Genomic DNA, 14,175 nt, shown 5'->3' on the forward strand with positions numbered 1-14,175 from the left:
CGCCGGTGCTCCTACTTCCGCATGACGGCGGGTTCATGGCGCCGCAGCAGCCTGGCGACCACGTATCCGAAGACGACCGAAAGGACCACCAGCATGCCCATGTTCAGCAGCCAGACGCCCGCCGAGTGCCGGAACAGCGGGTCGGCGGTCAGCTCGCCCGGGACGATCCTGCCGAGGCCGATGGTGCCCGCCATGGCGCCCAGCGCCCAGCGCGAAGGCACGAGCCACGCCAGTTGCTCGACGCCGGGCACGCCGTTCAGTTTGAGGAGCGCGCCGCAGAAGACGACCTGGACGATGGCGAGGAACACGAGCAGCGGCATCGTCACCTCTTCCTTGCGCACCAGTGCCGATACGAGCAGGCCGAGCATCATGGCGGTGAACGCCAGCAGGGCCACCGCGAGGGTGACTTCCACCAGCGGCGGCAGCAACACCCCCTTGCCGCCGGGCGCGTTGAGGTCGACGCCGAGGAGCGCGACGAGGGTCAGTACGACGGCCTGGAGCACCGTGACCGTGCCGAGGACGACGACCTTGGACATGAGGTACGCCGATCTGGAGAGCCCCACCGCCCGTTCCCGCCGGTAGATGACGCGTTCCTTGACCAGTTCGCGCACCGCGTTGGCGGCACCGGTCAGAACTCCGCCGACGCAGAGGATGAGCAGCGCGTTCATCGCCGTCTCCTGCGTGAGCCGGCTTCCGGCGAGCGCACGGGCCATGGCGCCCATCACGAACGGCAGGGCGATCATGATGGCGAGGAACGTGCGGTCCGCGCCGAGCGCGGCCGCGTACCGCCGCACCAGCGTGCGCAGTTGGGATCCCCAGCTCTGCGGTTTCGGCGGCGGCGCGAAGGAGCCGGGCGCGGCCGCGCCGTCCTGCGGGAGAGACATCGGGTACGGCTGCGCGGAGGAGTTGACGATGTAGCGCTGGTGCAGCGGAGAGAGGTGGTAGTCCCGTGCCCAGTCCCGGTCGCGGTCGCTTTCGAAGGCCTCGAACGCCTCCGGCCACTGCGGGAAGCCGAAGAACGGCAGCGCGTCCCGCGGCGGCCCGTAGTAGGCGATCTTCCCGCCCGCGGCGAGGACGAGGAGCCGGTCGCACACGTCGAGGCTGAGCACGCTGTGCGTGACGACGATGACCGTGCGGCCGTCGTCGGCGAGGCCGCGCAGCATGTGCATCACGGAGCGGTCCATGCCGGGGTCGAGCCCGGACGTGGGCTCGTCGAGGAAGAGCAGTGAGGGCTTGGTGAGCAGTTCGAGTGCGACGCTCACGCGTTTGCGCTGGCCGCCGGAGAGGCTGTGGATGGGCTGGTCGGCGCGTTGTTCCAGGCCGAGTTCGCGGATGACCTCGTCGACTCTGGCCCGGCGTTCCGCCCGCTCGGTGTCCTGGGGGAAGCGGAGTTCGGCGGCGTAGCCGAGGGCGCGGCGCACGGTCAGCTGGGCGTGCAGGATGTCGTCCTGCGGTACGAGGCCGATGCGCTGGCGCAGCTCCGCGTAGTCGCGGTAGAGGTCGCGGCCGTCGTAGAGGACGGTGCCGCCGTCCGCGGGGCGCAGCCCGGTGAGGGCGTTGAGCAGGGTGGACTTCCCCGCGCCGCTGGGTCCGACGACGGCCAGCAGGCACTTCTCGCCGACGGGGAACGAGACCTGGTCGAGGAGTGTCTTTCGGCCCCGGTCGACGGTGACCGTCAGGCCCTGGACGTCGAGGGACACCTCGCCGGTGTCGACGTACTCCTGGAGCTGGTCGCCGACGAGGCAGTACGCGCGGTGGCCGATGCCGACGATGTCCCCCGGTGCGAGAGGGGCCCGGTCCACGGGCTGGCCGTTGAGGTAGGTGCCGTTGTGGCTGCCGAGGTCGACGATCTCGTACGTACCGTCCGGCAGGACCCGCAGTTCGGCGTGCCGGCGGGAGACGACCAGGTCGTCGATGACCACGTCGTTGTCGTCGGCGCGGCCGATGCGGACGGTGCGGGTGGGCAGCGGGCGCACGGTCGTCGGTTGCCGGAAGGTGCCGGTGGCCGAGGGCGTGCTGACGGAGGAGGGGCGTTCGGGGGCGCGGGGTTCGGGCGGGGTGCGGCCGACGACCACCGCGCGCGGGCCGTCGGTGGCGCTGCCGAAGCGGATGACGCTGCCCGGCCCGATGTCGCCCTCCGCGACGCGCCGCCCGTCGGCGTACGTCCCGTTGGTGCTGTGCTCGTCCTCGATGGTCCAGTGATCGAGCTCGGCGTGGAGGACGGCGTGATGCCACGAGACGCGGGCGTCGTCGAGGACGATGTCGCTCAGCGGGTCGCGCCCCACGTGATAGTCCCGGCTCGGACTCATCACCGTGGAGCCGGTGTCGGTCTCCAGTACGAGTTCGGGCGCAGTCGGCGCCACAGGCCGCTTCCCCATGCCAGAATTCTACCCATTCGCCCTGATCTCTGCCTGGGGGTCGCCGCCACCGGCCTCCACCGGGCGGGCGAGTACGAGGGCGATCAGCGCGCGGGCGATGAGTTCGGGCAGTGGATCGGGTCTGCCCAGGTATGACTCGCATCTTTGAGGTGGCTGCCGCGCCCCATCTCGGCCGCGCGCCGCGGCCGCCCTACGACGACGTACTCCCGGAGATCCGATGACCACGGTGACCACGGTCCACGCCCATGGGGTCGCCCTCGGCGTCGAGTCGTTCGGTGACGTCGACGCGCCCCTCGTCCTGCTCGCGGGCGGGCCGACGATGCTTTCCTGGCCCGACGCGCTGTGCGAACGCCTCGCCGCCGGCGGCCGGCGCGTGGTGCGCTACGACCTGCGCGACAGCGGGGAGTCGACCACCGCGGACCCGCAGGCGCCCGCCTACACCCTGCGCGACCTCGCCGCCGACGCGGCGGCCCTCGCCGGCGCGCTCGGCGGGCGGCCCGCGCACCTCGCGGGGATCGGCGTCGGGGGGATGGTCGCGCAGGTGGCCGTGCTCGACCATCCGGCCGCGTTCTCGGCGCTCACGCTGGTCGGCACCCGCGCGGTGGCCCCCGGCCCACCCGACGCCGACCTCCCCGACCACGACCGGGCGACGATGAACCGGCTGTTCGCCCGCCCGCAGCCGGACTGGACCGACCGCGAGGCGGTCGCGGAGTTCGCAGCCGCCGGCGCGGAGATCCGGGGCGACGACCCCGCCGCCGCGCGCGAGATCGCCGCGCGCGTCTGGGACCGCACGCCGGGCACCACGCCCCCGGTCCAGACGGCCAACCAGCTGGGCATGGTGTTCTCCCGGCTCGACTGCGCCCCCCGCTGGCGCGAGCGCCTGCCCGGGATCGACGTCCCCACGCTCGTCGTCCACGGCCGCCGCGACCCATTTTTCCCCGTCGGCAACGGCGAGGCGATCGCGCGCGAGATCCCCGGGGCACGGCTGCTCGTGCTCGAGGAGGCCGCCACCGCACTCCCCGGGGCGGCGGCCGGTGAGATCGCCGAGGCGATGCTCACCCTCGGGCAAGGGGCCCCGGATCAGTAGCCGTAGATCATCTTGTAGGCGACCTCGGGGAGGAACTGCCCGGCCGTGGAGCCGGTTCCGACGCCGCAGTTGCCGTCGGACTCGCCCGGGGCCTTGATCCACAGGAGCATCTCGGCGCCTCCGCCCAGTTGGGTGGGGGTACCGATACGGCGGCCCGAGGGGTTGCACCACTGGCCGTTGGAGCCGTTGCCGTTGCGGCTGGTGTCCACCACGAACGGCTTGGTGTAGCCGTACCGGGTGCTGAGTTCGCGCTTGACGGCGTTGCCGTAGGCGGTGTTCTCGGCCGTGGTCAGATAGTTGGAGACGTTGAGGGAGAAGCCGTGGGCCTGCTGGAGGCCGGCCTCGTGGAGGCGCCGGGCCATGGTCGACGCGCTCACCCAGCCCGGGTTGCCGGCGTCGAGGTAGACCCAGGTGTGGGGCGCCCGGCGGCTGAACTCGGCGAGCGCGCCGGTGAGCATGCCCTCGCGTTCGTCGATCTGGGCCTGGGTCATGCAGTCGTAGTCCCCGAGGGAGTCCGGTTCGAGGACGACGACGGCCGGGCGGCTGCCGATGCCGCCCGCGAACTGGGCGATCCAGGTCGCGTAGGCGGACGGCGAGGCGGCTCCGCCCGCGGAGTGCCCGCCGCAGTAGTCGCGGTTGTAGATGTTGTAGGCGACGAGGAGGGGCAGCTTGTCCCGGGCGTCCGCGGCGCCCACGTACGCGCCGGCGGCGGCGCCGATGGGGCCGCTCCAGGAGCCGAACCAGCGGGCCATCGGGGTGTTGGCGAGGGACGCGTTGATCGCGGGCGCCCGGCCGTCGCCGGGGTTGGCGGCGACCCACCGCTTCGCGCTGGAGTCGGGGTCCACGTAGAACCCGCTGGTCAGGGTCGTCGGGTCGGCCGCGTGCGCGGCCGGTGCGGCGGTGAGCGCCAGCGGCAGGGAGGAGAGCGCTGCCAGCAGGGCGAGCAGTCTGCGGCGCATGAGAGTACCTCGGTTTTCTGAGGGGGTGTCGAGGAAGGGCGGAGGTCGGGGGAGCGCTCCCATGGGTAGGGTTCGATGAGTGGCGCTCCCCCGTTGGGGCGGGTGCCGGACACGCGGTCCGGCGGTGACGCGTGGAGGTGCGGGCGTTACGGGGTGTGCGCCACCCGGTCACGGGCCCCGCGGGTGGCGGGGGTGCCGCCCAGCGTCGTCAGCACCGCGTTGTACGCCGGCTTCTTGTTTCCGTTGCGGTCAAACAGCAGCGGGTTCTCCCCACTGCGCCAGGAGTCGCTGTCGCGGATGCCCCAGACGGTGATGCCGGTGCACCGTGCGACGTTCATGCAGGCCCTGACCGTGTTCGCGTACGCGGTCGGTGAGGCCTGCGCGATGTCCAGTTCGGTGATCTGGACATCCACGCCGAGGGCGGCGAAGTTCGCCAGCGTCGTCTGGAAACTGGCGGGCGGGCCCCCGGCGCCGAAGTGGGCCTGGAGGCCCACGCAGTCGATGGGTACGCCCCGTGCCTTGAAGTCGCGCACCATGCGGTAGACGCCCTGGGTCTTGGCGTCGTTCCAGTTCTCGATGTTGTAGTCGTTGTAGCAGAGCTTGGCCGCCGGGTCGGTGGACCGGGCGGTCCGGAACGCCTGCTCGATGAAGCCGCCGCCGAGCACGTCCCGGAAGACCGAGCTGCGGAGCTGGCCGCTGGGGCCGTCGGCGAAGGCCTCGTTGACCACGTCCCAGGAGTGGATCCGGCCCTTGTAGCGGTTCATCACGGTGGTGATGTGGTTGTTCATCACACCGCGCAGGGTGTTCGCGTCCCTGATGGAGCCGACCCAGCCGGGCAGTTGGGAGTGCCAGACGAGCGTGTGGCCGCGCACGCGCTGACCGTGGGAACTGGCGCCGTTGACGATCTGGTCGGCGGCGCCGAAGTTGAACGACCCGCGGGACGGCTCCGTGGCATCCCACTTCATCTCGTTCTCCGGCGTCACGCTGTTGAACTCACGGCCCAGGATGCCGGTGTACGTGCCGTCCCCGAGCCTCCCGGCGGCCACCGCGGCCCCGAAGTACCGCCCGGACTGGGCGGCTTGAGCGCCGAGGGTGGACGCCTGGGACGTCGCGTCGGGCGCGGCGGTGGCGGTCCCGGTGAGCGCCAGGGCCGCCACGGCCACCAGGGCCGACACGGAGGCCCGGCGATGGCCGAGCCGCTTCAGTCGATTCATGGTTCTCCTCGTACGGTCGGGTGCGAAGTGACAGGTGCGGGTGGGTACCGGCAGGGCAGCGGCGGGCGGGCCGCCGGTGGCCGCCAGGGCGTGCCCGCGGGAGGCACTTTGAGGCGTCCATGACATACGCATCGATGGGGTTCCCCTTCCACGGACGGCCATGGATGGTCGAGTTGCCCGGAGGTGCCCTGCCCGGTCCCTGTGGTGCGGCTGACCCGTTCGACATATCGAACGTGGGTCGGTTTATCGAGCATTCTGGATGATAGAGGGCCGCCGAACGCCGTCAATACCTCTCGTAATAATCGACGTCGGGTCCGAAACTTTCGCTGGGCGGGAACTGGTTGTCAGCGCAGGGCGGCGGACCGGATGGCGCGGACAGCGCCCCTGGTCAAGCCACTCCAGGGCGCTGCCACGCGGATGAGGAAGGCCCGCCGTTCCGATACTTCCGGATCGGCACGCGAAATTTCTCGGGTCGCCGCCTTCCGCTGCCTCGGGCCGCCCTCTCCCCCTCCAAGGCGCCCTTCCGACTACTTGACGCGCATCTACTTGACGCGCATCTCGCACCACATCCGGCACTCGTGCCCCACCTCGCGGACCGGCCCGGTGAGGGTGAGCGGCACGGTGTGGTGGACATGGGCACTGGAGGCGGCGACGTGCAGTTCGAGGGCGCCGGGTTCGACGACGCGGCTGCCGTCGGCACCGGTGTACGCGGCGAGGTCGGCGGGGAACGTGGCGTGGACCTCGGCCGACGCTCCCGCCTCCAGCGGCACCCGGGCGTAGCCGACGAGCCGGATCTCGGGGCGGGCGACGGTGCCGACCGGGTCGTGCAGATAGAGCTGCACGACTTCGGTTCCGGGGCGCTCACCGGTGTTGCGGACGGTCAGCCGCAGCACGGTCTCACCGCCGGTGGCGAACTCCGTGGTGTCGCACACCGGTTGGCCCCAGTTGAACGTGGTGTACGACAGCCCGTGCCCGAACGGGTACAGGGGTGTCGGGTCCACGGTGCTGGGGAAGCCGTGCCGCCCGAGCGGAGGAGCGAGGTACGGCGCCGGCTGGCCCCCCGGGTTGCGCGGCACCCCGATGGGCAGGCGCCCGGAGGGGCCGACCCGGCCGGAGAGGACGCCCGCGACGGCGCCGCCGCCTTCCTGCCCGGGGAAGAACGCCTGGACCACGGCGGCGGCCCGCTCGGCCCAGCGGCCGAGCGCGTACGGTCTCCCGCTGAGGACGACGATGACGACCGGCGGGCCACAGACCATCACCTCGTCCAGCAGTCGGCCCTGCTCATAAGGCAGTTGGAGGTCCTCGGCGTCACAGCCCTCACCCGACGAGCCGCGCCCGAACAGACCCGACCGGTCCCCGACCACGGCCAGGCAGATGTCGGCCGCCGCCGGATCGTCGACGAACACGGCGTGCGGGAACTCGACGCGCAACGCCTCGGCGAGCGTCGGCACCTCGACGCCCATCGGCAGTTCGGGATGGTGCACGCCGACGTGCCGGGGGAACGTGTAGCAGCCGAGCATGGCGGCCTGCTCGTCCGCGAGCGGTCCGACGACGGCGACGCGCAGCCCGTCCCCCAGCGGCAGCGCCCCGGAGTCGTTGGCGAGCAGGACGACCGACTCCTCGGCGATCTTCCGCGCCACCTCCCGCAGGTGCGGGGGGTTCAGGTCGAGGGGCGCCGCGTCGTCCCTGGCCGGCTCCCGGTCGGGGTCGAGCAGCCCCAGCTCGCACTTCTGCGTGAGGACGCGCAGCGCGGCCCGGTCGAGCAGGTCCTCGGGGAGCGGGTCGGCGGGGTCGAAGCAGCGGGCCGCCGGCAGCTCCACGTCGACGCCGGCGGCGAGGGCGAGCCGTGCGGCGTGGCGCTCCCCGTCGGCGATCCGGTGCGCCTCTTCGAGGAGGGAGACGCCGTAGTAGTCCGAGACGACGGTTCCCGTGAACTGCCACTGCTCGCGCAGGCGTTGGGTCAGCAGCTCGACGTGGGCATGGGCGGGCAGGCCGTCGATGTCGTTGTAGGCGGGCATCACGGAGCGGGCGCCGCCGTCGCGTATGGCCATCTCGAACGGCGGCAGGACCACGTCCGCGAGCTCCCTCGGGCCGAGCGAGGCGGGCGCGTGGTTGCGGGCGCCGCGCGAGGCCGCGTACCCGGCGAAGTGCTTGAGCGTGGCGACGATCCCGGCCGACTCCAGGCCCCGCACATAGGCGGTGCCGATGGTGCCGACGAGGTACGGATCCTCGCCGATCGCCTCCTCGGTCCGGCCCCAGCGTGGGTCCCGTACGACGTCAAGGACCGGGGCGAGCCCCTGGTGGACGCCGACGGAGCGCATCGACGCGCCGATGCCCCGCGCCATCTCGGTGATCAGCACGGGGTCGAAGGTGGCACCCCAGGCCAGGGGGGTGGGGAAGACGGTGGCCCGCCAGGCGGTGAACCCGGTCAGGCACTCCTCGTGGGCGATCGCGGGCAGGGCGAAACGGTTTCCGGAGCGGATCACGCGCTGGAGTTCGGCGAGGCGGGCGGCGCCCTCGGCGGGTTCGACGGGCACGGTGCCGAAGGGCCGGGTGAGGTGGCCGAGGCCGTGCGGCAGCAGGGCGTCGAGAGCGGCACTGCGGGCCGCATAGGTGTGCTGGCCGGGGGCGACGTCACTGGCCGCGTCGTCGGCTTTCTCGGCGCCGATCCATACGCTGCACAGCTGGGCGGTCTTCTCCTCGGCGGTCATCCGGGCAAACAGGTCCGCCGCCCGGACGGGTGCGGGCAGGGTGGTGTCCTGCCAGGGCTCGACCATGGGACTCCTCAAGTGCGGTCTCGGACGGAGGCATTGGCGCCTGGGCGCTCAGCCCTTGGTGGCGCCCGTGGTGATGCCCCCGATCAACTGCCGTTCGGCGACGGCGTAGAAGGCGAGGGCGGGCACCATGGCGAGGACGAGATAGGCGAAGACGCGGGCGATGTCGGCGCCGTACTGACCCTGGAACTGCTGGACGCCGATGGGGATCGTCCACCAGGTCTGCTCGCTGAACACCAGGAGCGGGAGCAGGAAGTTGTTCCAGCTGCCGACGATGGCGAGGATGGAGACGGTGCCGAGCGCGGGCCGCGCCATGGGCAGCAGGATCCGCCAGAAGAAGCCGAACGCCGAGCAGCCGTCGAGGGTCGCGGCCTCCTCCAGTTCGCCGGGGATCTCCCGGAAGAAGCCGCGCAGGATGACGATGGTCATGGGCAGGCCGAACGCGGCCTGCGGCAGGATCACGCCCCAGGGGTTGTCGAGCAGCCCGAACGTGCGCAGCAGCACGAACAGCGGCAGGATCGCCACCGCGAACGGGAACATCAACCCCACGGTGAAGAGGGTGAACAGCAACTCCCGGCCACGGAAGGCGAAACGGGCGAGCGCGAAGGCGGCGAGGGCCGCGGCGCCCACCGTCAGCACGGTCGTGCCGACGGCGATCAGCGTGGAGGCGCCCAGCATGCGCCAGAACGAGCCGGAGGCGAGTATGTCGGTGTAGTTGGACGTCACCCACGGCGAGGGCAGGCCGAACGTGTTCCGGGACAGTTGGTCGGTGGACTTGAACCCGGACACGAACGCGTACAGCAGCGGTGTGACCATGACGGCGCCGACCAGCCACAGCAGCACGTACAACGGCGCGGAGCGCAGCGTGCGGCGCGCGCCCGCGCTCATCGGGAGGCTCGCATGGTGGTGAGGGCTCCTTCGGTGTCACGGCGCAGCACGGAGCGCTGGTAGACGAGGGCGAAGACAAGGCTGATGAGGAACATGGCGATGCTGATCGCGCTGGCGTAGCCGATCTGGTAGCGCTTGAAGCCGAACTGGAACATGGTCACGGCCAGGGTCTCGGAGTGGTGGTCGGGGCCGCCCTGCGTGAGAACCCACACCAGGTCGAAGAGCTGGACCGCGCCGATCACGGACAGGAAGACGCTGATGCGGACGGTCGGTCCGAGCAGCGGCAGGGTGATGCGCCGGAAGCGCTGCCAGGGGCTCGCGCCGTCGATGCGGGCCGCCTCGTGCAGTTCGGCGGGGATCTGCTGGAGTCCGGCCAGGTACAGCATCATGTGGAAGCCGAAGTACTTCCATGTCATGACGAGGAACAGGGTCGCCAGCACATGGTCCTGGTCGGCGAACCACAGCCCACCGAGGCCGTCGAGGCCGACCGGGTCGAGCACCTTGTCGGCGAGCCCGTCGTCCGGCGCGAAGATCATGGAGAAGAGGACGCCGGTGATGACCTCGGACAGGACGTAGGGGGCGAAGAACAGGGTCCGGTACAGGGCCCTGCCGCGCAGCTTCTGGTTGAGCAGGACGGCCATGCCGAGGGCGAACGGCAGCTGTACGCACACCGAGAACAGCACGAGCAGCAGGCCGCGCCACAGGTCGCCGAGGAAGACCGGGTCGTGGCTGAGCCGGCGATAGTTGTCGAGGCCGACGTAGTCCGAAGGGGCGCCGAAACCACCCCAGTTGAAGAGGCTGACGTACAGGGCGTACAGGATCGGGGCGAGCACCAGCGCGCCGAACAGGAGCAGGGCGGGCAGGGTGAAGCTGAAGGCGGTCAGCCAGTCGGCGGCCCGCCGGGCCGGTGGCCGGCGCACCCTGGTGTCCGGTCGCCGCGGTGGGGCGGCGGGCGCGCGGTCCTTCACGGGCGTGGAGGTCATGTGGGTCACTGGCTCTTCGCGACCTGGGTGATCGAACGGGCTGCCTGCTCGGGCGACTTGGACCCGGCGATCAGGGCGGCCACCGAGTCGTTGATCTCCTGGCCGACGGCGGGCGGGTAGGCCTGGTCGAGGTAGAGCTGGAAGCCGGTCGCCTTGTCGACGGTCTCGGAGACGAGCCGGAGATTGTGGTCGGTCAGGGCGCTCATCGCGTCCTTGACGACCGGCATGATCGAGGCCTCCTTCACGAGGACGCGGTCGGACTCGGCGGTCATGAAGAACTTCAGGAAGTCGACGGCCGCCTTGGGTGCCCCCTTGCGTACCGCGTAGCCCCCTCCCCCGCCGAAGACGTCGGTGCGGGCGCCCTTGCCGCCGGCGACCTCGGGGAACGGGAAGAAGCCGAGGTCCTTGCCGATGCCCTTGCCCGCGTCGGCCTGGGCGACGGGCGCCCACTGGCCCATCAGCTCCATCGCCGCCCTGCCGTTGCCCATGGTGGCCGCCTCGCCGTTGGGCGTGGAGTAGGCGGCCCCGAGGTGGCCCTTCTGGAACGGCTGGAGCGCGACGAGTTGCCTGAGGTGCTCCCCCGCCCTGACGAAGTCGCCGCCGGTGAAGTCCTCGGCGGCAGCGGCCTTCCGCATGCCGTCGACGCCGGCGATCCGCAGGGACAGGTACGCCCAGTAGTACATGCCGGGCCACTTCTCCTTGCCCGCGAGGGCGATGGGGGTGATACCGGCACCCTTCAGCTTCTTGACCGCGTCGAGGAAGTCGGCCCAGGTGGCGGGCGGCGTCTTGATGCCGGCCCTGGTGAACAGCGCCTTGTTGTACCAGAAGCCCACCGCCCCGATCTCGAAGGGCACGGCGTACGTCTTGCCGCCGATCCGGTACGGCTCCAGTGAGGCCGACAGGAGCGTGTCCGCCCAGGGCCGGATCGAGGGGGTCAGATCCTCGACGAGGCCCGCGTCGACCTGCTGCTCCAGCACACCACCGCCCCAGGTGTGGTAGATGTCCGGCAGTTTTCCGGAACTGGTCAGCGCCGTCATCTTCGACTTGTAGGCGTCGTTCTCCATGGTGACGAGCTTGACCCGGACGTCGGGATGCTCGGCCTCGAACGCCCTGGCCCGCTCGGGCCAGACGGTCTTCGACGGCTGCGTGGTCTGGATGTTCCACCACTCCACGACGGTCCGGCCCTGGCTGTCCGTGGTCGTGGAGCCGCCGTCCGAACAGGCGCTGAGGCCCGCCGCACCCAGTCCCGCCGCCGACGCGGCCCCCATGAACCGGCGGCGGGAGAGAGCTGAGGACACGGTGCCGGACGCGGACGTGGCGGCTCGGTCGAAGGCTGGCATGGCGCACCTTCCGGAAGAGTTCCGAGAATTATCGAGATGGCCATGGAAGTTACGGGCATACGTCGGGGGCGTCAACGGCCCGGACAGAATCGGCCGTTGACGCCCCCTGAGTGGCGGTCCCTCAGACGCCGCGCGGCGAGGCGGTGCTCGCGCGGACCACCAGCTCGGTCGCCAGTTCCACCCGCGGCGACGCCGGCTCGATGCCGCGCGCCAGGTCGAGCAGCATCCGCGCCGCCAGTTTGCCCATGTCGGAGAGAGGTTGCCGGACCGTCGTCAGGGGCGGCGAGGACCAGCGCACCTCGGGCAGGTCGTCGAAGCCGACGACGCTCATGTCCTGGGGCACCCGAAGGCCGCGCCGGCGCAGCGCCTCGATGGCACCGAGCGCCATCTGATCGCTCGCGGCGAAGAGGGCGGTCGGCGGTTCGTCGAGGTCCAACAGCCGTCCCGCGCCGGTGAACCCGGACTCGTGGTAGAAGTCGCCGGGGACCACGAGCGCGTCGTCCACGGCCACCCCGGCCACGTCGAGCGCGGCCCGGTAGCCGTCGAGGCGGGCCCGTGAGCACAGCAGCCGCGGCGGGCCCTGGATGAACCCGACGCGCCGGTGCCCGAGCTGGAGCAGATGCTCGGTCGCGGCCATGCCGCCCGCCCAGTTCGTGGCGCCGACGGTCGGCGCCTCGCCGACGGGGGACCCCGCCGGGTCGATCACCACCAACGGCACTCCCAGGCGGCGCAGTTCGTCGTGGTGCCCCGGTGCGAGCACCGACGTCACGAGAATCACCCCGTCGGAGGCGCGGGCCCGGAGGTTGGTCATCCACTGCCGTGCGGCGCCCGCCCGGTCGTGGATCGCGGAGACGACCGTGCCGACGCCCGCCTCGTGCGCGACCTCCTCCACGCCCCGGATGATCTCGACGGCCCAGGGGCTGTCCAGGTCGTTGAAGACCAGGTCGAGCAGGGCCGCCCGGGCTCCGGGCGCGGCCGGCCGCCGCCGGTAGCCGTGCCGGTGCAGCAGGTCCTCGATGCGGGCGCGGGTTGCGGACGAGACGTCCGAGCGCCCGTTGACGACGCGCGAGACGGTCGGCACGGACACCCCCGCCTCCCGCGCGATCTCGGCGATCGTCACCTTCACCGCCCCGTCCGGGCTGCGTGTGCCCGCCTTGCGCTGAGCGCTTTCCCCGGCCACCGGCCCCACCTCCGTAGCTGTCCGCCCGGAAACTCCGGGCGCCTTCCGGAAACCGTAAGACATGCCGACGGCGGCGCCCCGCCGGGAGAGTTGTCCGACGTGAGCGCGGCGAAGCCGCCTGGCGCGAGGGGGGGGTTCGGCCCGCGTTGCCGCCCAGACCGCCGTCCGCCCCTCCGGCGCCGCCGAGGCCACCCCGGCCACCTGCGCCACCGAGGCCGCCCGCGCCGGTGTGGTCGCCGGTGCCGCCGGCTCCGCCCGATCCGCCGGAACCGTTCAGGCAGCCGGTGGCACCGGTGGTCCGCGAGTTCCAGGCAGTACGCAACCGACGAGGTCCAGACCCAATTTTTCGGCTCGTTCCGCACGGCTCCGTTGGCGGCGACCGAAGTTGCTCACTCCTGCCGACCCCGGGCCCGGTTCCCCAGTCCTCGGCCAACTCCGTCACGAGCGTGCGGCCGCGCCCCTCCTCGTCCTCCGGTCCCGGCGCCTGATCGCGGCGGTGGTTCTGTGTCCGCTGATCCGCTGGTCAGCGAGGTGATCCGAGCGAAGGGGCTTGGCCCGGAGCCTGGTTCTGGGACCACTCCGGGGTGCGGAAGGTGCCGCCGTACATGGGGAGGTGGATTCGCTCGCCGTAGCGGACGAGTTGGGCCCAGGGGCGGTTCAGGCCGGCCGAGCCCTGCTCACGTACCCGAGTGACGGTGTCCAGGTCCAGGACGTCGACGAGGATCTCCTCGCCCGTGCCCGCCTGCTGGCGGACGATCCCCTCCGGGTCGACGATCGCGCTGGCGCCGACGCCGGCCGGGTAGGAGGCGTTGACGTTGACGACGTACACCTGGTTGGTCCATGCGTTGGCGCGGGCGCAGACCAGTTCCATCTCCCGGTCGCGGGTGGTGGTGAGGGTGGGCTGGATGATGATCTCGGCGCCGAGTTGTGGATCCGGCCGTCCTCGCCGCGCTCGAAGAGGCTGCCCGGGCTCAGCCAGAGGCCGGTCTCCCGCGCGAGCGCGCACACCCGGTCGGTGGTCGGGCCCGGTATCGGCTCGACGGTCCGCTCCATCCAGCCTTCGGGGGTGGGGCCGAGCAGCGGTCCGTCGGCGGCGAGCAGCAGCTCGGGTACGACGACGAGCTGCACGCGATCGCGAGGGGGTTGAGCCAGCTCAGCGAGACCCCTGGGCGCCGTCGCGGGCGAGGGCGGCGACCCCTAAGCCGATGAGGGCTAGCAGCTGGAGGCCGAGCGGTACGTACTGGAGGCCGGCCGCGAAGCGCAGGCCGCGGCGGGCGACGGCGACGATCAGCAGGGCGACGGACGCGACGAGGGCGCCGTCCGCCGCCTCCGCCATCCGCCCTGTACTCGTACGCACGCGCCACCACGGGCC

General features: G+C 71.7%; 11 protein-coding genes. 1 reads left to right on the forward strand and 10 read right to left on the reverse strand.

Annotation, left to right across the window (positions count from 1 at the left end):
- Positions 1–11: 11 nt before the first annotated feature.
- A complete protein-coding gene (locus ABZ385_RS00705) occupies positions 12–2,378 on the reverse strand; it encodes an FHA domain-containing protein (protein WP_358908883.1) in 2,367 nt (788 codons plus the stop codon).
- A 226-nt stretch (positions 2,379–2,604) separates the two neighbouring features.
- Here ABZ385_RS00705 and ABZ385_RS00710 point away from each other — a divergent pair, with 226 nt between their 5' ends.
- A complete protein-coding gene (locus tag ABZ385_RS00710) occupies positions 2,605–3,465 on the forward strand; it encodes an alpha/beta hydrolase (protein ID WP_358909289.1) in 861 nt (286 codons plus the stop codon).
- Here the strand turns inward: ABZ385_RS00710 and ABZ385_RS00715 are convergent.
- The 9 genes from ABZ385_RS00715 to ABZ385_RS00755 form a co-directional block, all read right to left on the reverse strand.
- The gene (locus ABZ385_RS00715; protein ID WP_358908885.1) at positions 3,459–4,424 is read right to left on the reverse strand and encodes a glycoside hydrolase family 6 protein; all 966 of its coding nucleotides are present in this window, start codon (positions 4,422–4,424) and stop codon (positions 3,459–3,461) included. The two genes, ABZ385_RS00710 and ABZ385_RS00715, sit on opposite strands and share 7 nt — an antisense overlap.
- A 146-nt stretch (positions 4,425–4,570) precedes the next feature.
- Positions 4,571–5,638 carry an endo-1,4-beta-xylanase gene (locus tag ABZ385_RS00720; RefSeq protein ID WP_358697844.1) on the reverse strand — a complete coding sequence of 356 codons (1,068 nt, stop codon included), beginning with the start codon at positions 5,636–5,638 and terminating at the stop codon, positions 4,571–4,573.
- 542 nt (positions 5,639–6,180) lie between these two features.
- Entirely contained in the window at positions 6,181–8,415 is a 2,235-nt protein-coding gene (locus ABZ385_RS00725; protein WP_358908886.1) for a glycoside hydrolase family 3 N-terminal domain-containing protein, read from the reverse strand.
- Positions 8,416–8,463: 48 nt separating this feature from the next.
- On the reverse strand, positions 8,464–9,300 hold the full coding sequence (locus tag ABZ385_RS00730; protein ID WP_358583430.1) for a carbohydrate ABC transporter permease: 837 nt from the start codon (positions 9,298–9,300) through the stop codon (positions 8,464–8,466).
- Positions 9,297–10,283 (reverse strand): sugar ABC transporter permease, encoded by a 987-nt coding sequence (locus ABZ385_RS00735; RefSeq protein WP_358908888.1) that lies wholly within the window; start codon positions 10,281–10,283, stop codon positions 9,297–9,299. The genes ABZ385_RS00730 and ABZ385_RS00735 overlap by 4 nt, the downstream gene beginning before the upstream one ends.
- Before the next feature lie 5 nt (positions 10,284–10,288).
- Positions 10,289–11,623, reverse strand: a complete 1,335-nt coding sequence (locus tag ABZ385_RS00740; protein ID WP_358908889.1) for an extracellular solute-binding protein — start codon at positions 11,621–11,623, stop codon at positions 10,289–10,291.
- Positions 11,624–11,744: 121 nt separating this feature from the next.
- Positions 11,745–12,803, reverse strand: coding sequence for a LacI family DNA-binding transcriptional regulator (locus tag ABZ385_RS00745; protein WP_358908891.1), 1,059 nt, complete (start codon positions 12,801–12,803; stop codon positions 11,745–11,747).
- 523 nt (positions 12,804–13,326) lie between these two features.
- Positions 13,327–13,674, reverse strand: coding sequence for a nitrilase-related carbon-nitrogen hydrolase (locus tag ABZ385_RS00750; RefSeq protein WP_358908893.1), 348 nt, complete (start codon positions 13,672–13,674; stop codon positions 13,327–13,329).
- 282 nt (positions 13,675–13,956) lie between these two features.
- Positions 13,957–14,160, reverse strand: a complete 204-nt coding sequence (locus tag ABZ385_RS00755; protein WP_358698672.1) for a hypothetical protein — start codon at positions 14,158–14,160, stop codon at positions 13,957–13,959.
- Positions 14,161–14,175: the final 15 nt, after the last annotated feature.

The sequence above is a fragment of the Streptomyces sp. NPDC005898 genome, assembly GCF_040629635.1.
In the GTDB taxonomy this organism is placed as follows: domain Bacteria; phylum Actinomycetota; class Actinomycetes; order Streptomycetales; family Streptomycetaceae; genus Streptomyces.